Source organism: Microbacterium sp. Leaf436, assembly GCF_001424715.1.
Taxonomy (GTDB): Bacteria; Actinomycetota; Actinomycetes; order Actinomycetales; family Microbacteriaceae; genus Microbacterium.
Genome location: NZ_LMRB01000004.1, coordinates 531382 through 551723, shown reverse-complemented (window position 1 = coordinate 551723; position 20342 = coordinate 531382). Strand labels below are relative to the sequence as shown.

Below are 20342 nucleotides of genomic sequence, written 5' to 3'. Positions count from 1 at the left end.
TCCTGTGTCGGGTTCTTCTTGGTGGGGTGGGGTTCGAGGGGAAAGGGAGCAGGGGTGCCGCCGCGGCTCAGCCGCGCCGACCTCCGCTGATGAACTTGCGCCAGAGGCCCTGCGAGTTGCCTCGGGTGGCGGCGGTGCGGCGCACCTGGTCGACGTAGACGGCGGTGATCAGCACCGCGCCCACCGCGACCTGCTGCCAGAAGGGCTGCACACCGGTGATGACGAAGCCGTTCTGCAGCACCGCGGGGATGAACAGACCCACGACCGTGCCCATGATCGTTCCGACGCCGCCGAAGAGCGACGTGCCACCGATCACGACGGCGGCGATGACGTTCAGGTTGGTCTGGGTCTGACCCGCGATGGCGGTGGTCGAGAACTGCGACAGCGAGAGGATGCCGCCGAGCCCGGCCAGGGCGCCCGAGATCGTGTAGATCTTGATCAGCTGCGCGTCGACCTTCACGCCGACCCGGCGTGCTGCGATCTCGCTCGAGCCGACGGCCAGCGTGTAGAGGCCGAAGCGCGTGTAGTGCAGCACGATGGCGCCGATGATGACGACGACCAGGGCGATCACGCTGATGATCGGGACGCTGCCGAACACGTTGCCGTACCCGATCGAGACCGTCAGCACGGTGGGCACGTCGCGCACGTCGACGCCGCCGGTGAGGATCTGAGCGAGGCCCAGGGCCATGCCGAGCGAGCCGAGCGTCACGATGAGCGGCGGGATCTTCGCCTTGGCGATGAGGAAGCCGTTCAGCAGCCCCCAGCAGACGCCGCTGAGGATCGAGACGATGATGCCGACGGTGGCGACGCCCCAGCCTTCGCCGCCCAGGGCCCGCATCACGAGCGCCGAGACGACACCCGAGAACACGAGCACCGATCCGACGGAGAGATCGATGCCGGCGGTGATGATGACGTAGGTCATGCCGACCGCGAGCACGGCGAGGATCGAGGCGTTCTGGATGATGAGGCGGAAGTTCGACCACTGGGCGAACGACTCGGGAGCCAGGATGCTGAAGACGATGATGATGGCCAGCAGTACCAGCAGGATCTGGAACGCCTGCGTGCGCAGGACGGCCTTGATCGGGTTCGTCTTGTGGTTGTCGAAGGTGCCGATGGCCACCGTCTCGGTGGGAGGCGTCTGCGTGCTCACTTCTGGTCGTCCTTCGTGACGGCGCCGGTCATGAGTCCGACGAGTTCTTCCATGGAGGTGTCCGCGGCCTTGATGTTGGCGACGCGGGTACCGAGGCGCAGCACCTGGATGCGGTCGCTGACGTCGATGACGTGCGGCATCGAGTGCGAGATGAAGACCACGGCGATGCCCTTGTCCCGCACACGGCGGATCGTCTCGAGCACGTTCTTCGTCTGACGCACGCCGAGGGCGGCGGTGGGCTCGTCGAGGAAGACGACGCGCGACGCCCAGTGCACGGCGCGGGCGATCGCGATGGCCTGACGCTGTCCGCCCGACATCTCACCGACGGGCGAGGTGAGCGAGCGCACGGTGGCGCCGAGTTCGTCGAACGCGGCGCGGGAGGCGACGGCCATGTCCTTGGTCTTCATGAACCCGAGGGCTCCGGCGAGGCCGGGGCGGCGGAGTTCGCGGCCGAGGTACATGTTCTGCACCGGGTCGAGGTGCGGGGCGAGCGCGAGGTCCTGGTAGACCGTCTCGATTCCCAGGCCCGAGGCGACCTGGGGGTTCGACATGTCGATCGGGGTGCCGTCGAAGCGGATCTCGCCCTCGTCGGTGGCGAGGTTGCCGGACAGGGCCTTCACGAGCGTCGACTTGCCGGCGCCGTTGTCGCCGATGAGGGCGGTGACCTCTCCGGGGTAGACCTCGAAGTCGACGTTGTGCAGGGCGCGGACGGATCCGAACTGACGCGACAGACCCCGCGCCTGCAGCACGGGCACGGTCGTGGTGGTGCTCATGAGGCAGCTCCTTCGTGGTGGCCGACGCCCCCGGCGGGGGCGTCGGAGACGGTGATGACGAGATCGGCGCGGTGGCGCCCGCGCTCGACGACGAGAGCGTTGGCCTCGTCGACGTCGCGGACCCAGGCGACGGCGTCGTCGTGGGGATGGTCGTGGGACAGGCGGCGTGCGACGAGACGTTCGCGGCGGGTGTCGGCCTCGATGTCGAGGAACCAGACTTCGTCGAGACGGGATGCCACGGCATCCCACCCGAAGTCGTCGTGCAGCAGGTAGTTGCCCTCGGTGATGACGAGGGGGACGTCGGCGGGCACGAGCACCGCCGAGCCGATGGACTCCTCGAGGCCGCGGTCGAAGCGCGGGGCGTAGACGGCGTGGCCGGCGCGGAGGCGATCGAGCAGGGCGACGTAGCCCTCGACGTCGAACGTGTCGGGGGCGCCCTTGCGGTCGCGGCGACCGAGGCGCTCGAGCTCCTCGTTGGCGAGATGGAAGCCGTCCATCCCCACCAGGACCGCGTCGGATCCGAGGGCGGAGAGCAGCGCATCGCTCACCGTCGACTTGCCCGCGCCAGGGGTGCCCGCCAGTCCCAGCACGCGGCGCTCGCCGGTCGCCGCGAGGTTCCGGGCACGGGCGACGAGGTCGTCGAGGTGCACGGTGACGGCGGCGGCCGTCGCGGCGTTATCCGAGGTGTGGGTCACAGCGGTGTGGTCCTTCCGGGCGACGCCGCACATCGGAGTGCTGCGTCGGTGAAGCGGGTCCGGCGGGAGGCCGCCGGTCGAACTCCGGTTACGGTAAGCCCGTGATGACACCGGTGTCAACACCCGTGATCAATTCGTCATGACACCGAAGTCATCCGCGTGATTCTGTGGTTATCATGGGCCGCGGCGACATCGACGTCGCCCCCGACATCGTGAACCCGAAAGAGCCCCGCCCATGAGCGAATTCTCCGACCGCACCATTCTCGTCACCGGCGCCGGTGGCGGTATCGGCGGCACCACCGTCCGCCACCTCGTCGCCGCCGGTGCGACCGTGCTCGCCGCCGGTCGCACGGCCGACAGCGTCGCCGCCATCGCCGAAGAGACCGGCGCCGAGCCCGTCGTGTTCGACCTCGAGTCGGAGGACGAGATCCGCGCCGCGATCGAGGGACGCGACCTCTACGGCGTCGTCAACTGCGGCGGATGGGGCGGCGAGATCGCCACCCCCATGGAGACCGACATCGACGTGTTCGACAGGGTCATGAGCATCAACGCCCGCGGCTCGCTGCTGGTCACCAAGTACGCCTCGCGCGAGATGATCCGCGTCGGCAAGGGCGGCGCCATCGTCAACGTCTCGAGCCAGGCGAGCCTCGTCGCCCTCACCGGCCACATCTCGTACGGCTCGTCGAAGGCGGCACTCGACAACATCACGCGCGTCTCCGCCCTCGAGCTGGGCGGCTACGGCATCCGCGTCAACAGCGTCAACCCGACCGTCGTGATGACGCCGATGTCGGCCTGGTACTGGGGGCGCCCCGACATCGAGGGCCCGTTCCTCGACGCGATGCCCCTGCACAAGTGGGCCACCGAAGACGACATCGCGGCCCCCATCGTGTTCCTCCTCAGCGACGGCGCCGGCATGATCTCGGGCGTCTCGCTGCCGATCGACGGCGGCTACTCCAGCCGCTGATCCCGGATGCCACGGGGCGGCGTCGCGGTGGGCGACGCCGTTCCGCGGTCTGTCGTGCGGTGGGCGGTGCGCCGGGCTACAGGCCGAGCGTCCGCCGCAGGAAGTTGTTGCGGAAGACGCCGCGGGGGTCGGCCCGATGTGCCGCGGCGGTGAAATCGTCGATCCGGGCGAGGCTCGCCCGCACGGCCTCGCCGGGCATGGTGAACGCCTTTCCCCAGTGCGGACGCACGTCGAACGGCGCGAGGGCGGCCTCGATGTGCGGGAGCACCGCGAGGACCCCGTCGGTGTCGTTGCGCCAGGTGAAGTGGATGGCGATCACGTCGCGCTGATACGCGGGGCTCAGCCACAGTTCGTCGGCGGCGACCGTGCGCAGCTCGGAGACGAGCAACTGCGCGGCGAACGCGGGGGCGATGGCACGCACCGCCGCGAGCGCATCGCGGGCGGAGGCCATCGGCACGAAGTACTCGGACTGGATCTCATCGCCGTCGCTCGGCAGGGCGTCGGCGCGGAAGTGCGGCAGGCGCGTGTGCCACGGACCCGGTGTGCCGCGCGGAGTGGTGTTGTCGACGGTGCGGATGCGTCCCAGGTGGATGTCGTCGCCGACGGGGCGGCCCCCGAGCGCCTCCACCCAGTCCGGTGCGCCGTCGTCGCTCTTGGCCCACACCAGATCGTGCGCCGGGTCGCCCCACGTCGTGAAGACGCTGACGCTGCGTGAGCCGCCGAACACGCGCTCGGGGTCGCCCACGATGTCGTCCCACGCCACGCCGGTGTACGCCTGCTGCGTCACCGTGTACGACGGTTCGGTCTGCAGCTCGACGGCGGTGATCACGCCGAACGCGCCGATGCCGAGCGCCGCGGCGGCGAACCACTCGTGCGTCTGGTCGATGTGGTGCGTCTGGCCGTCGGCATCCATGACGTCGACGGCGCGGACCGCGCTCGACAGGTTGCCGTTGCGGAGGCCCGAGCCGTGCGTGCCCGTCGCGGTGGCGCCGGCCACGGAGATGTGGGGCAGCGAGCCGAGGTTGTGCAGGGCGCGACCCTCGGCCTCGAGCACCGGGGCGAGCTCGGCGAAGGTGACCAGTCCCTCGACGCGCGCGCGGTCCCCGTCGATCTCGATGCGCACGGGCAGCTGCTCGAGCGAGACGAGCACGCCGTCGGTGTCGCCCACGTCGTTGAACGTGTGACGCGTCGCCTGCACACGCACCGCGTCGGCCGAGGTCAGTACCTCGGCGAGCTCGTCGAGGTCACCGGGCAGCAGTGTCTCGGCGGCACGGTAGCGGTGGTTGCCCGACCAGGTGGCGCCGGGGGGTCGTGTCTGCATCAGTGCTCTCCTCGCGTGGATGTCCCTATCCTGCCCCGCACCACCGACATTCGGGTGGGGCGCGTGCGAGTGCGGCGGTGGTGTGGAGGGGAGGGTCGGGGACCAGCGGAGGGCGAATCCGGCGCGGCGGCCCTCCGTTCGTCCCTGGCCCTCCGCTCGTCCCGCCCCGCGCCGCCTCAGCGCTCAGCCGCCCCGGCTCAGCGCGCCGGGAACAGCGCGGCCTCGAACACCGCCTCGGCGGCGCCCACCAGCAGGCGGTCCTCGCCGAGCTCCGCAACGGCGAGGCGCAGACCCTCGGCGCACGCGGGGATGGTCTGCGCCCGCACGGCCGCGTCGAGTCCGGCCAGGTCGCGCGCCGCGAGCACGGCGAGGAACCCGCCCAGCACGATCACAGCCGGGTTCAGCACGTTGGCGGCGTTCGCCAGGGCCGTGGCGAGGATGCGCCGTTGGCGATCCACCTCGGAGACGTCGGGAAGGGATGCCAGAGCACGGGCGAGGGCGGCGTCGTCGCCGCCGTCGAGCGCCGCGGCGGCGAGCAGGTGGGCCCGGCTCACCTCGTCTTCGAGCACGCCGTCGGCCGCCCGCCGGTCGGCGATGTCGACGATGCCGGGGCGGTTCTGCCCGAATTCTCCCGCGTAGCCTCCCGCTCCGCCGAGGGGGGTGCCCCCGACGATCACGGCGCCGCCGATACCGCTCGCGCCCCCGTTGAGGTAGACGACGTCGTGCGCTCCGCGCGCGGCACCGAAGAGGTACTCGGCGAGTGCGCCGAGGGCGGCGTCGTTGCCGACGTGGGCGGGGAGGGCCGTGGCATCCGTCACCAACTGCGAGAGCGGGGCGTCGATCCATCCGAGGTGCGGGGCTTCGCGCACGAGTCCGTCGGAGGCCCGCACCGGTCCCGGCACGGCGACGCCCACCCCGGTGATCCGGGCGTCGGCGAGGGGGTCGCGACGCCAGGCCGCCAGCCGCTCGGCGATGATCTCGGCGGTGCGTTCGGGGGTGAGCAGCGCCCGTTGGTCGAGGCGTTCGCGCACGAGGATCGTGCCGTCGAGGGCGATCGCCGCGAGGTCGAGCGCGTCGACCTCGGGGTTGGCCGCCACGGCCACGACGCGGGGGTCGGGGGCGACGATCGGTGAGGGGCGGCCCACGCGACCCTGAGTATCGGACGCCCGCTCGATCACGAGCCCCCCGCGCTGCAGTTCTCCGACGAGGTCGGCGATCGTGGAGCGGTTCAGTCCGGTGGCCTCGGTCAGCGCGGCGCGCGAGCGCGGGCCCTCGCGGTGCACGGTTCGCAGCACGAGCGAGAGATTGGCGCGGCGCATGCCGTCGCCCCGAGTGCCCGCGGTGACCATGCGACCACTGTGCCATGCGCCGAGCGCTCGGCCCCTGCGCGTCGGTGTCCCGTGCGGGGCCTGCGCCGCTTGCCGTGAAGAGGCGATGTTCCCACCCCGGGCCTAGCTAGCGGTGCCAGGATCGGAGCATGGACCTTTCCGGCATCCCCATCACCACCCTCCAGGGCGAAGAGACGACCTTCGGCGCGCTCACCGACGGCAAGGCGGCGCTCGTGGTCAACGTCGCCTCGCGCTGCGGGCTCGCGGGGCAGTACGAGATCCTCGAGGCGCTGCACAAGCGCTACGCCGAGCGCGGATTCACCGTGATCGGCTTCCCGAGCAACCAGTTCCTGCAGGAGCTCAGCGACAGCGAGAAGATCGAGCAGTACTGCTCGGCGACGTGGGGCGTCACCTTCCCGATGACCGAGAAGGTCAAGGTCAACGGGCGCAGCGCCCACCCCCTGTACAAGGAGCTCACGACGACCCCGGATGCCGAGGGCAAGACCGGTCGCATCTCGTGGAACTTCGAGAAGTTCGTCGTCGCCCCCGACGGCCGCGTGGCGCGCTTCAGCCCGCGGACCCAGCCCGACGACCCCGAGGTCATCGCCGCGATCGAGGGGGCGCTCCCGCGCTGACGTTCTGACGCGCTGGCGCGCTGGCGCCGTGACGCGCTGGCGCGGCGACGCGCTGACGCCGTGACGCGCTGACGCGCTGACGCCCTGACGCGCTGGCGCCCTCCCGGAGCCGTGACACCGAGGGCGGCGTGCCCCGCCTGTCGAGTGTCCAGAACGCGCCGTCTCCGCCCGGGGCGGCGCGGCGTGCCCTGGACACTCGACGGGGGATCGCGAACGGGGCACGAGAACGCGGCGGGTCGATGTCGGAGGGCTGCCCTATCCTGACCGGGACCTGACCCGTGAAGGAGCCGCCATGGCCGATGCCGTCGTCCTCGTCTCCGGTGGTGCGGCCGTCTCGCCGTACACCGACCCCGATCACGCCGCCGGCCGCGGGCTGGCCGCGGGAAACACGCTCACCGCGCTGCGCCGGCACCTTCTCGATCGTGGCCTGCGGGTGTTCACCGCACCCGCCCGCCTCGGGGTCGGCGAGGTGCGGGCCGATGCCGGGTGGCAGGGCTTCGACGACGTGCCCGTCGTGTTGCCCGCCGAGATGACGATCAACTCGGTCGGCACCATCGACGACGCCGGCGTCGCGCTCGCCGCGTTCTTGCACCGGCTCGCCGCCGAGCACGCGGTGACGAGCGTCGACCTCGTGGGGCATTCGATGGGCGGGCTGTTCGCCCGCGCCGCGATCCGCGAGCTGGGCGACGAGGACCCGCGTGCCGAGCGGCTCATCACCCTCGGCACCCCGTGGGACGGCGCGGTGCTCGGTGATGCCGTCGCGGGCGAGATCACGGATGCCGACGCGCACGGCGACCCGTCGACGACGACGATCCTCTTGCAGGCGCGCGCGTACGCCGCGGCGAACTCCGAGGGCGCGGCCGAGCAGGTGTCCCATCGATACCTGCGCGAGTGGAATCGGGCGCAGACGGGAGTGCTCGACGGCATCCCGGTCACCGCGATCGGCGCGGGGTACTTCGCCGCGGCGGTCGAGCCGGCGCGCCTCTGGCCGCACGACGGTCTCGTCTCGCTCCGCAGCGGACGCGCCGACGACATCCCCGCCGAGGTGCTTCCCGAGGCGAGGCGTCACGCGTTCCCCGACGACGTGCACAGCATCTTCTTCGCCGATGCGTTCGGGCTGCCGTGGGAGCGCGCGCTGACCTGGGACCCCGCGGTGTTCGCGGTCGTCGACGAGGCCCTGGGAATCTGACCGGAACGCTGGACGCCGTGGCATCCGGGTTATATGTTGTGAGAACCAACAAACCCGCCGTGCGTCACCGCGCACTCGTGCGTCTCCATGCGAAGGAGCAGGAATGCCCACCCCCACCCGCGATGACAAGTTCTCGTTCGGCCTCTGGACCGTCGGCTACAACGGCGCCGACCCGTTCGGCGGCCCGACCCGCCCCGCCCTCGACGTCGTGCACGCCGTCGAGAAGCTCGCCGAACTCGGCGCCTATGGCCTCACCTTCCACGACGACGACCTCTTCGCCTTCGGCTCCACCGACGCCGAGCGCCAGAAGCAGATCGACCGCCTGAAGGGCGCGATGCAGGACACCGGCATCATCACGCCGATGGTCACCACCAACCTGTTCTCGGCCCCCGTCTTCAAGGACGGCGGCTTCACCTCGAACGACCGCGATGTGCGCCGCTTCGCCCTGCGCAAGGTCCTGCGCAACCTCGACCTCGCCGCCGAACTCGGTGCGAAGACCTTCGTCATGTGGGGTGGCCGCGAGGGCGCCGAATACGACTCGGCGAAAGACATCCGCCAGGCGCTCGAGCGCTACCGCGAGGCCGTCAACCTGCTCGGCGACTACGTCACCGACAAGGGCTACGACATCCGCTTCGCGATCGAGCCGAAGCCCAACGAGCCCCGCGGCGACATCCTGCTGCCGACCCTCGGCCACGCGATCGCCTTCATCGACTCGCTCGAGCGTCCCGAGCTCGTGGGCGTCAACCCCGAGGTCGGTCACGAGCAGATGGCGGGCCTGAACTTCTCGGCCGGCATCGCCCAGGCGCTGTACCACGGCAAGCTCTTCCACATCGACCTCAACGGCCAGCGCGGCATCAAGTACGACCAGGACCTCGTCTTCGGCCACGGTGACCTGCACAACGCGTTCGCGCTCGTCGATCTGCTCGAAAACGGTGGCCCCGGCGGCGTTCCCGCCTACGACGGTCCCCGCCACTTCGACTACAAGCCCTCGCGCACCGAAGACGAGACGGGCGTCTGGGACTCGGTCTCGGCCAACATGAACACCTACCTGCTGCTGAAGGAGCGCGCCGCGGCCTTCCGCGCCGACCCCGAGGTGCAGGCGGCGCTCGAGGCATCGAAGGTCCCCGAGCTCGCTCAGCCGACGCTGAACGAGGGCGAGACCTACGACGACTTCCTCGCCGACCGTTCGGCCTACGAGGACTTCGACACCGACGCGTACCTCGGCGGCAAGGGCTTCGGCTTCGTCCGCCTGCAGCAGCTCGCCACCGAGCACCTGCTCGGCGCGCGCTGAACGGCACGGGCCCGGATGCCGCGGCATCCGGGCCCGACGCCCCGCCCGGGTCAGGTCTCGGCGTCGCACCCCGTTGAGTGTCCAGAACACGCCGTTCCGGACCGAGCGGATGGGGCGTTTCCTGGACATTCGACGGGGGAGGCCGGGCCGCCCGGTCGCCCCGCCTAACCGCCGCGTCATCACCCCGTTGAGTGTCCAGAACACGCCGTTCTGCACCGAGCGGGTGCGGCGTTTCTTGGACACTCGACCAGGGGAGGCCTGCCCGCCCGGCCGCCCCGCCCGGCGGCGGCGCCGCCCGTCCGGCCCGCCCAACCGCCGTGTCATCACCCCGTTGAGTGTCCAGGACACGCCGTTCCGGACCGAGTGGACGCGGCGTTTCCTGGACACTCAGCTGCACCTCGCGGCATCCGCGTCGCGTGTCGAGGAACACCCGGACGCCTTCCGGGAACATCCGGGTGTCGTGGACACTCGACGAGAACACCACACGAACATCCCGCGCCGATGACGGTGCGGACGGCAGAGAGGGTGAGCATGGCGCTCGTCATGGGAGTCGATTCGTCGACGCAGTCGTGCAAGGTCGTCGTCGTCGACGCCGAGACCGGACGCGTGGTGCGCGAGGGGCGCGCGTCGCATCCCTCCGGCACCGCGGTCGATCCAGAGGCGTGGTGGAGCGCGCTCCAGGATGCCATCGCCCAGGCCGGCGGTCTCGACGACGTCGCCGCGGTCTCGATCGCCGGGCAGCAGCACGGAATGGTCGCCCTCGATGCCGAGGGTCGCGTCGTGCGCGACGCCCTGCTGTGGAACGACACCCGCTCGGCGCAGGCGGCGCGCGACCTCATCGACGAGGTCGGTGCCGACGCGTACGCCGAGCGCACGGGCGTGGTGCCGGTCGCCTCGTTCACCGGGACGAAACTGCGATGGCTGCGGGATGCCGAGCCCGACAACGCCGCGCGCGTCGCCGCCGTGGCGCTGCCGCACGACTGGCTGACCTGGCGTCTGCGGGGCTTCGGTCCCGGCAACGCCGTGCTCGACGAGCTCGTCACCGACCGTTCCGACGCCTCGGGCACCGCGTACTGGGGCGCCGACGGGTACGACCTCGAGCTGTTCCGCCGCGCGCTCGGGCACGACGCCGTGCTGCCGCGCGTGCTCGGCCCGTGGGAGAGCGCCGGAACCCTCTCGGGCGGCGCCCTCGTCGGCCCCGGCGCCGGTGACAACGCCGGCGCAGCGCTGGGCCTGGGCGCGGGGGTCGGCGACGTCGTCGTCTCTCTCGGCACTTCGGGCACCGTCTTCGCCGTCGCCGACACACCCACGCGCGACACCACGGGCACCGTCGCCGGATTCGCGGACGCCACCGGCAAGTTCCTGCCCCTGGTGGCGACGCTGAACGCTGCCCGGGTGCTCGACGCCTTCGCGGGGCTGCTCGGTGTGACGCACGACGAGCTCGGAGCGCTCGCCCTCGAGGTTGCGCCGGGCGCCGACGGCGTCGTGCTCGTGCCGTGGTTCGAGGGGGAGCGCACACCCAACCTTCCGCGGGCGCAGGCGTCGCTGACGGGGCTGACCCTGGCATCCACGAACCGCGCGAACTTCGCGCGCGCCGCGATCGAGGGCATGCTGAGCGGTCTGGCCGTGGGGCTCGAGGCCATCCAGGCGCAGGGCGTCGACGTGCGGCGCATCCTGCTCATCGGCGGCGCGGCCGCGAACGAGGGTGTCGCGCGGATCGCTGCACAGGTCTTCGACGCCGAGATCGTGGTGCCCGCGGCGGGGGAGTACGTCGCGCTCGGTGCGGCGCGACAGGCCGCGGGTGTGCTCGCGGGCGGACCGGTCGACTGGTCGGTCGCGACGACGCGCGCTGTCGACACCGATCACCGGCCGCAGATTCGCGAACGTTACGACGTCGTCGCAGCGCTGCGTGCGGCAGAGTAGACCTGGGACCGTCGACATCTTGTAAGGGGGATGTCGGCGGTCTCTGCTTTCCGCGGCGGATGGGCTCGGTGGACGCGTCGCCGCTGCGGCCGAGGGAGTCTCGCGACGCTACTGTGAGGGACCATGAGCGGCGAGGTCGGGGCGAAGCGCAGCGGCGTGCGCGAGGTCGCGGCTGCCGCGGGCGTGTCGACGCAGACCGTGTCGAGGGTGCTGAACGGCTATCCCGGCATTCGCGCGGCGACGCGGGAGCGCGTGCTCGACGCGGTCGCCGCCCTCGACTACCGGGTGAACAACGCCGCGCGGGCGCTGGGCACGAGCCTCACCCGGACGGTGGGGGTCGTGGCATCCGATGCCGTTCTGCACGGTCCCTCGGCGGGCATCGCGGCGCTCGAGCGGGCCGCGCGGACGCGCGGTCGGTGGATCACGACCGCCTACACCGACTCGGACGACCCCGCCGACATCGACGCCGCCGTGCGGCACCTGCTGGATCAGGGGGTCGACGGGATCGTGCTGGTCGCCGCGCACGGAGCCACTCCTCTCGAGGGGTACGACGTGCCGATCGTGCCGCTGTACGGCGAATCCGGGATCCGCCAACGCGACGCAGCCGCCCTCGTCGTGGATCATCTCGCCGACCTCGGACATCGCCGTATCGTCGAGCTCGCGGGCCCGTCGGACTGGCGCGAGGCGCTCGCTCGTACCGCGGGCGTGGCCGACGCCGCCGCCCGGCGGGGGCTCGAGATCGTCGACCGGGTCGAGGGGGATTGGAGCGCCGCCTCGGGATCCGCCGTAGCCGACGCCGTCGCCGCGCGGGTCGCCGAAGGTGCCACCGCCGTGGCGGCCGCCAACGACCAGATGGCGTTGGGTCTCATCGCCGGTCTCGCCGCGCGGGGCAGGCGTGTTCCCGCCGACGTCTCGGTGACCGGGTTCGACGACAACCCGGATGCCGCGTTCTACACGCCCGCGCTCACCACGGTGCGCCTCGACGTCGAGGGTGAGGCCGAGTACGCGGTCGCCGCCGTCCTCGGCGACGCGGCCCCGGCACCCGCGGCCCCCGTGCTCGTGGCGCGGGATTCGGTGACCGCTCCGCGCTGACGGCGGCTTCGCGCGGCGTGGGTCCGGCTTCGAGGTCCCAGCGTAAAGCGGGTGTTCTCGGCAGGACCGTGTGATCTCGGCGCCGTCCTGCGCGGCCTGGACGCCGGGGAGCGGCCCCGGGAACTCAGCGCGACGCGTCGGACAACGGGCCGGCCAACCACCGCTCCACGTCGCTCACGCGGCGCAACCGCACGACGGGCAGGTCTGCGCGCAGAGAGGGGATCCGCTCGCGGTAGATGTTGCGGGTCGAGATCGACCAGCGCACGATGTGCTCGCGATCGGTGAAGAACGTCAGCAGCGACGGCTCGACGTTGCCGTTCCACAGGCGCTCGCGGCGGAGGCGACGGCGCAGTGTCCGCCCGATCACCCGGGGGAGGGTCACGGTCGCGAAGGGAAGGTCGAGCCACACGAGCAGGTCCGCGCGTGCGGTCAGCAACGGACGCGCTTCGGAGTACTGCCATTCCGTGACCCACGCGGTCTGGGCGGACAGCGTTCGGACGTCGTCGAGGAAGTCGGGACGAGGGGCCCATTCCGGACCGTGGAACAGCGCGTCGATCTCGGTGTGAGGGATGCCGAGAACGCGGGCGATCCGTCGCGCCAGCGTGGTCTTGCCGACACCGGAGACCCCCGCCACGACGATGCGTCGAGGTCGCGCGGGGAGCGGGTCGGTGGCGCACAGCATCCGCCCACCGTACGACGTTGCGTGTCTCTCGCGCTCGCTCTTCCCGCTGCGCCCGGGTCGCCTTGCGTCGCTCCCCGCCCCGCCCGCCGCGCCCCGCCGCGCCCCGCCGCCCCGGCGCCCCGCACCGCCCCGCCGCCCCGCGCCGCCCGCACCGCGCCCCGCCGCCCCGGCGCCCCGCACCGCCCCGCCGCCCCGCGCCGCCCGCACCGCGCGGCGCCGCCCCGCACGGCCGGACGCCCGCCCGCCGAATTACCTCTTGCGCCGCCGCGCCCGCCCGCACGCCGAATTACCTCTCGCGCCGCCGCGATGTTACCGGTAACATTGCGACCGAAGCCCCACCCGAACGAGTCGAAGGAGACCCCGCGTGACCGATGCCGCCCCGTTCGCGCCCGAGGTGCAGCAGGCGATCGACGCCGTGCGCGCCGACGTCGCGAAGCTGCACGCCGAACTCGTGCGCTACAACCTCATCGTCTGGACAGGCGGCAACGTCTCGGGCCGCGTCCCCGGTGCCGATTTGTTCGTGATCAAGCCCTCCGGCGTTTCGTACGACGACCTGGCCCCCGAGAACATGATCCTGTGCGACCTCGACGGAAACGCCATCCCCGGTACTCCCGGCAGTGAGCGCAGCCCCTCCAGCGACACCGCGGCCCACGCCTACGTCTACCGGAACATGCCCGAGGTCGGCGGTGTCGTGCACACGCACTCCACCTACGGCGTCGCGTGGGCTGCGCGGGGCGAAGAGATCCCGTGCGTCATCACGGCGATGGCGGATGAGTTCGGCGGCCCCATCCCGGTCGGTCCGTTCGCGATCATCGGCGACGACTCGATCGGGCGCGGCATCGTCGACACCCTGCGGGGGCACCGCTCGCGCGGCGTCATCATGCAGAACCACGGTCCCTTCACGATCGGCACGAACGCGAAGGATGCCGTGAAGGCCGCCGTCATGCTCGAAGACGTCGCCCGCACCGTGCACATCGCGCGCGAAGCGGGCCCGCTCATCCCGATCCCGCAGGACAAGATCGACGCCCTCTACAACCGCTACCAGAACGTCTACGGACAGAGCTCGGACGACCGCCGATGAGCACCACCATCACCGAAGGCCGGGCCTCCCTCGGCATCGAACTCGGATCCACCCGCATCAAGGCCTGCCTCATCGGCCCCGACGCCGAGGTACTGGCCACCGGCTCCCACGAGTGGGAGAACGTCTACGCCGATAAGCTGTGGACCTATTCCCTGGATGCTGTGTGGTCGGGCCTGCAGGCCGCCTATGCCGAGCTGGTCGACAACGTCCGACAGCAGTTCGGCGTCACCCCCGAGCGCTACGCCGCCATGGGTGTCTCGGCGATGATGCACGGCTACCTCGCGTTCGACTCGGATGGCGAGCTGCTGGCCCCCTTCCGCACCTGGCGCAACACGAACACGGGCGTCGCGGCGGCCGAACTCACCGAGTTGCTGGGCGTGAACATCCCGCTGCGCTGGTCGATCGCTCACCTGCACCAGGCCGTCGTCGACGCCGAGCCGCACGTCCCCGAGATCCGCTTCCTCACCACCCTCGCCGGGTACGTGCACTGGAAGCTGACCGGCGAGAAGGTGCTCGGCGTGGGCGACGCCTCGGGCATGTTCCCGATCGACTCCGCCACCCGTGACTACGACGCCGACCTCGTCGCCCGCTACGACGCGCTCGCCGCCGGCCGGCTGCCGGCCCTCCGCGACCTGCTCCCGCAGTCGCTCGTGGCCGGAGCCTCCGCGGGCAGCCTCACCGCCGAGGGTGCGGCCCTGCTCGACCCGAGCGGAACCCTGCATCCTGGCATCCCCTTCGCTCCGCCCGAGGGCGACGCCGGCACGGGCATGGTCGCCACCGGCGCCGTGGCTCCGCGCACGGGCAACGTCAGCGCCGGCACGAGCATCTTCGCGATGGTCGTGCTGGAGCGTCCGCTCAGCCAGGTGCACCACGAGCTCGACCTCGTCACGACCCCGTCGGGCGACGCCGTCGCGATGGTGCACTGCAACAACGGCGCGAGCGAACTGGCCGCCTGGGCGAACCTCTTCACCGCCTTCGCCGCCGCGGCGGGCACGCCCGTGACCCCGGATGCCACCTACGCGGCGCTCTTCGACGCCGCCCTGTCGGGAGAAGCCGACGCGGGCGGGCTGCTGGCGTACAACCACCTCGCCGGTGAGCCCATCGCGGGCCTCGCCGAGGGGCGACCGCTGGTGGTGCGCACGCCCGACAGCCGCCTGACGCTGCCGAACTTCATGCGCGCGCAGCTCTACGGCGTCTTCGGCACGCTGGCGCTCGGCATGGACGTGCTCCACGGCGAGGGGGTGCAGCTCGATCGCATGTATGCGCACGGCGGCATGTTCCGCACCGCGGGTGTCGCACAGCGCTTCCTCGCAGCGGCGCTCGATGCTCCCGTCGCCGTCGCCGAGACGGCGTCCGAGGGCGGCGCGTGGGGCATCGCGGTGCTCGCGGCCTACGTGGTCGACGGCCAGGGCCGCGACCTCGACACGTACCTGCGCGAAGCGATCTTCGCCGACGCGCCGATCGTCACCGCCGAGCCCGACGCCTCCGACGTCGCCGGCTTCTCGACCTACCTCGACCGCTATCGCGCAGGCCTCGCCGTCGAGGCCGCCGCCGTGGCATCCCTCTGATCACCCGAAAAGGAAACGTCATGACCCGCACCCCCCTCAAGAACGACCTCGACGGCTACGAGGTCTGGTTCGTCACCGGTAGCCAGAACCTCTACGGCGAAGAGACGCTGAAGCAGGTCGCCGAACAGTCGCAGGCCGTCGTCGAGGGCCTCAACGGCCTGCCGGTGAAGGTCGTCTGGAAGCCCGTGCTCAAGGACTCCGACAGCATCCGCCGCATGGCGCTCGAGATCAACGGCCGCGACGACGTCATCGGCGTGATCGCGTGGATGCACACGTTCAGCCCCGCCAAGATGTGGATCTCGGGGCTCGACGCCCTGCAGAAGCCGCTGCTGCACCTGCACACGCAGGCGAACGTCGAGCTGCCGTGGAACGACATCGACTTCGACTTCATGAACCTCAACCAGGCCGCTCACGGCGACCGCGAGTTCGGGTACATCCAGACGCGTCTGGGAGTCGCGCGCAAGACGGTCGTCGGCCACGTGTCGAACCCCGCCGTGCGTCAGCAGATCGAGGACTGGGAGCGCGCGGCCGCCGGCTGGACCGCGTCGCGAACCCTCAAGCTCGCCCGCTTCGGTGACAACATGCGCTTCGTCGCCGTCACCGAGGGTGACAAGACCGAGGCCGAGCTGCGTTTCGGCGTGCAGGTCAACACCTGGGGCGTCAACGAACTCGTCGAGGCCGTCGAAAGCGCTTCGGATGCCGAGATCGACGCGCTCGTGCAGGAGTACGTCGACAGCTACGACGTCGCCGAAGAGCTGCTCCCCGGCGCCGCGCGTCACCAGTCGCTGCGTGATGGCGCCGCGATCGAGGTGGGCCTGCGCTCGTTCCTCGAGGAGGGCGGCTTCGGCGCCTTCACCACGTCGTTCGAAGACCTCGGTGCGCTGAAGCAGCTCCCCGGTCTCGCTGTGCAGCGCCTCATGGCCGAGGGCTACGGCTTCGGCGCCGAGGGCGACTGGAAGACGGCGATCCTCGTGCGCGTCGCGAACGTGATGGGCGCCGGCCTCCCCGGCGGCGCGTCGCTCATGGAGGACTACACCTACGACCTCGTTCCCGGGGCCGAGCGCATCCTCGGTGCGCACATGCTCGAGGTCTCGCCCTCGCTCACCACGGCCAAGCCGCGCCTCGAGATCCACGAGCTGGGCATCGGCGGCAAGGACGACCCGGTGCGCCTGGTCTTCACCGCCGACCCCGGCCCCGCGCTCGTCGTCGCCCTCAGTGACATGCGCGATCGGTTCCGCCTGACCGCCAACGTCGTCGAGAACGTCGAGGCGCCCGACCTGCCGAAGCTCCCCGTCGGCCGCGCCGTGTGGAAGCCCGCGCCCGACTTCGCGACGTCGGCCTCGTGCTGGCTGGCCGCGGGTGCCGCGCACCACACCGTCATGACGACGGCGGTGGGCATCGAGGTGTTCCGCGACTTCGCCGAGATCGCCAAGACCGAGCTCGTCGTCATCGACGAGGACACCACGGTCCGCGGTTTCCAGAGTGAGCTGCGCTGGAACCAGGCGTACTACCGCCTGGCCCAGGGCCTGTAAGACCCGCCGTCCCCGGATCCTTCGAGATCCGGGGACGGTGCTGGATGCACGCGTCCCGTTCGCTCGGGGCGCGGCCCGTGCGCTGAGGTGTCCGACGGACGCCCCGATGCACGGATGGTGCCCCGGTGCCGTCGCAGCGGTGGGCTGCGGAGGTACCGGGGCATTTCCTCTCCGATGACCGCTGTCGTCCGCGTGCTCGCTGCGGTGGCGCACGTCGGCACCGGGACCCGTCCGGGGAATAGTCGTTGAGAGAGGGTGGTTTCCCCCGGTTCACCTCGACCCGATGGGAACCCCCGTTTTGACAGACTCCTCACACGCCCTCGTCGTCGGCGCCACCGGTATCGCCGGGAGCGCCCTCCTCGACCGTCTGGTCGACGACGGCTGGGAGGTGACGGCACTGTCGCGTCGGCCCGGTGCGGCGCGAACGGGAGTGACGTGGCGGTCCGCCGATCTGCGCTCGCCGACCGCGCTGACCGATGCGCTGCGAGGCGTTCCGGTCACGCACGTGTTCTTCACCGCGTGGTCGCGGCAGGACACCGAGGCCGAGAACATCGCCGTCAACGGGGGAATGGTGCGCGACCTGCTCGCGGCGCTCACCGACGCCCCGGTACGCCACGTCGCGCTGATGACCGGGTTGAAGCACTACCTCGGCCCCTTCGAGGCCTACGGCCAGGGGGACATGCCCGACACTCCGTTCCACGAGGACGAGCCGCGCCTCGACGTCGACAACTTCTACTACGCGCAAGAAGACGAGGTCTTCGCGGCCGCGCATCGTCAAGGATTCACCTGGTCGGTGCACCGCTCGCACACCGTTTTGGGGCACGCGGTCGGCAACGCGATGAACATGGGCCTCACGATCGCCGTCGCGGCCGCGATCAGTCGCCACACCGGTCGACCGTTCATCTTCCCCGGCAGCGAGACGCAGTGGAACGGGCTGACCGACGTGACCGATGCGGATCTGTTGGCGAATCAGATGGTGTGGGCGGCCACCCATCCCGAGGGCGCGGACGAGGCGTTCAACACGGCGAACGGCGACGTGTTCCGCTGGCGCTGGATGTGGCCGCGGATCGCCGCCGACCTCGGTGTCGAGGCCGAAGGATTCGACACCGCTCCCCGCCCCTTCGAGCAGCAGATGGCCGACGCGGCGCCCCTGTGGGCCGAGATCGTGGAGCAGCACGGCCTGATCGAGTCCGACCTCACGCGGGTGGCCTCGTGGTGGCACACCGACGCCGATCTGGGGCGTGATATCGAGGTGATGACCGACATGTCGAAGAGTCGTCTCGCGGGCTTCACCGAGCATCACCGCACGCGGGACTCCTTCACGCGGCTCTTCGAGCGGTACCGCGCGGCGCGTCTCATTCCCTGAGCGGGGCGCCGCCGGCCGGTCGGCGCCGGGGCATCACAGTCGCTGCCCCAGTGCCCACAGCCGATCCGCTCGCCCCGAGATCGCCTCCGACAGCGCGAATGCCTGCGAATCGGTGAGGGATGCCACGTAATCGACGATTCCGCGGGAGCGCGCGAGCGTCTCGGCATCGGCATCCGAGGGGCGGCGATCGGCGGGGAGCTGCGCGTACTGCTCGTGCGCGAGGGCGATGAGTTCGCGCAGGCGCCGCGGCGTGCGCGCGCGGTCGAGGTCGTCGTCGAGCCACTCGCCGAGGGCGCGCACCGAGCGGGCGAGGATGCGGCTCATCCCCCGCTGCTGGATCGCCAGGTCGGGTCGGCTGAGCACGAACCGCTTGTGCACGAACTTCAGCACCTCGACGTGGTGCCAGGCCCACGGCGACAGCACGACGGGACCGGCCCGCGGGGTGTCGAGCGGGCGTAGCTGCGCCGACTCCTGGAACCGGCGGATCCACCGGTCGGTGAACGAGGCCAGGCGCCGCTCGGCCGTCAACGAGCCGTCGAACGGGCGGGCGAGCAGGTCGGTGACCATCTCGGCATCCACGTCGCTGACCGCGGCGAGGAAGGCTTCGTCGTCGGCGATCCACGGGTCGTCGCGGCGCATCTTGCGGCGCAGCCGCTCCAGCCCCGCACCGGGGGCGAGCTCGGCGCGCACCTCGGTGTCGTCGCGGGAGCGCCACTCGAGCACGTCGTCGAGCCAGCCGCGGAACTCCGCCGCGATGGGGGCGTGGTCGAGGATCCCCGCGCGGTAGAAGTCGTCGACGTCGTGCACCGAGTACGCGATGTCGTCGGCCAGGTCCATCACGGCGCCCTCGATGCTCTGGCGCAGGGGTTCGGCATCCACTCCCCGACGCGCTTCGACGAGGTCGTCGAGATCGAGGTCGTACGCCGAGTACTTGTGCACGCGGTACGCGCCGTCGGAGGAGCGACGGATGCCGCGGGGCGGGCCGATCCGCTCGATGTCGGCGGCGTCGACCGTTGGCGCCCAGGGGTACTTCGCCGAGGCGGAACGCACCGCCGCGGTGAGGTTGAGTCCGCGGGGCGCGTTCTCGACGACGTCGAGGGCGGTGAGGATGCGATAGGTCTGCGCGTTGCCCTCGAAGCCGTCGGCGAGGCCGAGCTCGGTGCGGGCGAGGCGGTCGAGCGTCGACTCGCCGAGGTGTCCGAACGGCGGGTGCCCGAGGTCGTGCGCGTAGGCCGCGGCCTCGACGACCGTGGCGTTGCAGACGTCGCCTTCGCCCGCTCGGCGCGACCGGGTGTTCAGCTGCAGGGCCACCACGCGGGCGATCGCGCTGACCTTGAGCGTGTGCGTGAGGCGGTTGTGCACGGGGGCGCCGCCGATCGACGGTGACACCACCTGGGTCACGGCCGAGAGGCGTGAGAAGTACGGCGAGAACTGGATGCGCTCCAGATCGATCGACCACGGGTCGGCGCGGGCGTCGTCGCGATCGGGGTGGACCCGCGAGGCCGGGTTGCCCACGACCGTGTCGGGGTGCGTCGGGGCGGTGGCGAGCGCGTCCGCGGCCGGGGGAGGGGTCTCGTCGTGCAGGGTCATCCGGTCCTCTCGCGGCGTCGGCGGCGTGGGTCAACGCTAACGCGGATGCGCGGCCCGCTCGCCGCCGCGCGTCGCTCCGCTCGCGTCGCGTGCCTCCCTCTTTTCGTTGAGTGTCCAAGACACGCCGCTCGTGCCCCTCGTCACGCGGCGTGTCCTGGACAC

17 protein-coding genes are annotated in these 20342 nt (G+C 71.3%); 10 read left to right on the top strand and 7 right to left on the bottom strand.

The features are described 5' to 3' along the window. Positions 1-67: 67 nt before the first annotated feature. From ASG45_RS14935 to ASG45_RS14925, 3 genes are read right to left on the bottom strand one after another with little or no spacing between them, the layout of a single operon-like run. Positions 68-1150, bottom strand: coding sequence for an ABC transporter permease (locus tag ASG45_RS14935; RefSeq protein WP_055839353.1), 1083 nt, complete (start codon positions 1148-1150; stop codon positions 68-70). Next, the gene (locus ASG45_RS14930) at positions 1147-1923 is read right to left on the bottom strand and encodes an ATP-binding cassette domain-containing protein (protein ID WP_055839350.1); all 777 of its coding nucleotides are present in this window, start codon (positions 1921-1923) and stop codon (positions 1147-1149) included. Before ASG45_RS14930 ends, ASG45_RS14935 begins: the two co-directional genes overlap by 4 nt. Beyond that, entirely contained in the window at positions 1920-2618 is a 699-nt protein-coding gene (locus ASG45_RS14925; RefSeq protein WP_235561637.1) for a nucleoside/nucleotide kinase family protein, read from the bottom strand. Before ASG45_RS14925 ends, ASG45_RS14930 begins: the two co-directional genes overlap by 4 nt. Before the next feature lie 235 nt (positions 2619-2853). Here ASG45_RS14925 and ASG45_RS14920 point away from each other — a divergent pair, with 235 nt between their 5' ends. Beyond that, entirely contained in the window at positions 2854-3582 is a 729-nt protein-coding gene (locus ASG45_RS14920; protein WP_055839347.1) for an SDR family oxidoreductase, read from the top strand. Positions 3583-3658: 76 nt separating this feature from the next. Here ASG45_RS14920 and ASG45_RS14915 read toward each other — a convergent pair whose 3' ends face one another. Both ASG45_RS14915 and ASG45_RS14910 read right to left on the bottom strand, forming a co-directional pair. Next, positions 3659-4903, bottom strand: a complete 1245-nt coding sequence (locus ASG45_RS14915; RefSeq protein WP_055839344.1) for a D-arabinono-1,4-lactone oxidase — start codon at positions 4901-4903, stop codon at positions 3659-3661. 197 nt (positions 4904-5100) lie between these two features. Beyond that, positions 5101-6252, bottom strand: a complete 1152-nt coding sequence (locus ASG45_RS14910) for an ROK family transcriptional regulator (RefSeq protein ID WP_055839343.1) — start codon at positions 6250-6252, stop codon at positions 5101-5103. Between the two features lie 128 nt (positions 6253-6380). Here ASG45_RS14910 and ASG45_RS14905 point away from each other — a divergent pair, with 128 nt between their 5' ends. From ASG45_RS14905 to ASG45_RS14885, 5 genes are all read left to right on the top strand, one after another. Beyond that, a complete protein-coding gene (locus ASG45_RS14905) occupies positions 6381-6866 on the top strand; it encodes a glutathione peroxidase (protein ID WP_055839341.1) in 486 nt (161 codons plus the stop codon). 292 nt (positions 6867-7158) lie between these two features. Next, complete coding sequence (locus tag ASG45_RS14900) at positions 7159-8055, top strand: lipase family alpha/beta hydrolase (RefSeq protein WP_055839337.1); 897 nt, start codon at positions 7159-7161, stop codon at positions 8053-8055. Between the two features lie 103 nt (positions 8056-8158). Beyond that, a complete protein-coding gene (xylA, locus tag ASG45_RS14895) occupies positions 8159-9346 on the top strand; it encodes a xylose isomerase (RefSeq protein WP_055839334.1) in 1188 nt (395 codons plus the stop codon). Between the two features lie 531 nt (positions 9347-9877). After that, the gene (xylB, locus tag ASG45_RS14890) at positions 9878-11269 is read left to right on the top strand and encodes a xylulokinase (protein ID WP_055839331.1); all 1392 of its coding nucleotides are present in this window, start codon (positions 9878-9880) and stop codon (positions 11267-11269) included. 123 nt (positions 11270-11392) lie between these two features. Beyond that, the gene (locus ASG45_RS14885; protein ID WP_055839328.1) at positions 11393-12361 is read left to right on the top strand and encodes a LacI family DNA-binding transcriptional regulator; all 969 of its coding nucleotides are present in this window, start codon (positions 11393-11395) and stop codon (positions 12359-12361) included. 124 nt (positions 12362-12485) lie between these two features. Here ASG45_RS14885 and ASG45_RS14880 read toward each other — a convergent pair whose 3' ends face one another. After that, positions 12486-13043 carry an AAA family ATPase gene (locus ASG45_RS14880; RefSeq protein ID WP_200934096.1) on the bottom strand — a complete coding sequence of 186 codons (558 nt, stop codon included), beginning with the start codon at positions 13041-13043 and terminating at the stop codon, positions 12486-12488. A gap of 364 nt (positions 13044-13407) precedes the next feature. Here ASG45_RS14880 and ASG45_RS14875 point away from each other — a divergent pair, with 364 nt between their 5' ends. The 4 genes from ASG45_RS14875 to ASG45_RS14860 all read left to right on the top strand — a co-directional run bounded on the left by ASG45_RS14875 (position 13408) and on the right by ASG45_RS14860 (position 18590). After that, complete coding sequence (locus ASG45_RS14875; RefSeq protein WP_055839326.1) at positions 13408-14124, top strand: L-ribulose-5-phosphate 4-epimerase; 717 nt, start codon at positions 13408-13410, stop codon at positions 14122-14124. Next, a complete protein-coding gene (locus ASG45_RS14870) occupies positions 14121-15692 on the top strand; it encodes a xylulokinase (protein WP_055839323.1) in 1572 nt (523 codons plus the stop codon). The genes ASG45_RS14875 and ASG45_RS14870 overlap by 4 nt, the downstream gene beginning before the upstream one ends. Before the next feature lie 20 nt (positions 15693-15712). Continuing rightward, positions 15713-17224, top strand: a complete 1512-nt coding sequence (gene araA / locus ASG45_RS14865; protein WP_055839320.1) for an L-arabinose isomerase — start codon at positions 15713-15715, stop codon at positions 17222-17224. A gap of 283 nt (positions 17225-17507) precedes the next feature. Further along, entirely contained in the window at positions 17508-18590 is a 1083-nt protein-coding gene (locus ASG45_RS14860) for an SDR family oxidoreductase (RefSeq protein WP_055839311.1), read from the top strand. A gap of 33 nt (positions 18591-18623) precedes the next feature. On the opposite strand, the gene ASG45_RS14855 is transcribed toward ASG45_RS14860, so the two are convergent. After that, positions 18624-20180 carry a deoxyguanosinetriphosphate triphosphohydrolase family protein gene (locus ASG45_RS14855; RefSeq protein ID WP_055839308.1) on the bottom strand — a complete coding sequence of 519 codons (1557 nt, stop codon included), beginning with the start codon at positions 20178-20180 and terminating at the stop codon, positions 18624-18626. Positions 20181-20342: the final 162 nt, after the last annotated feature.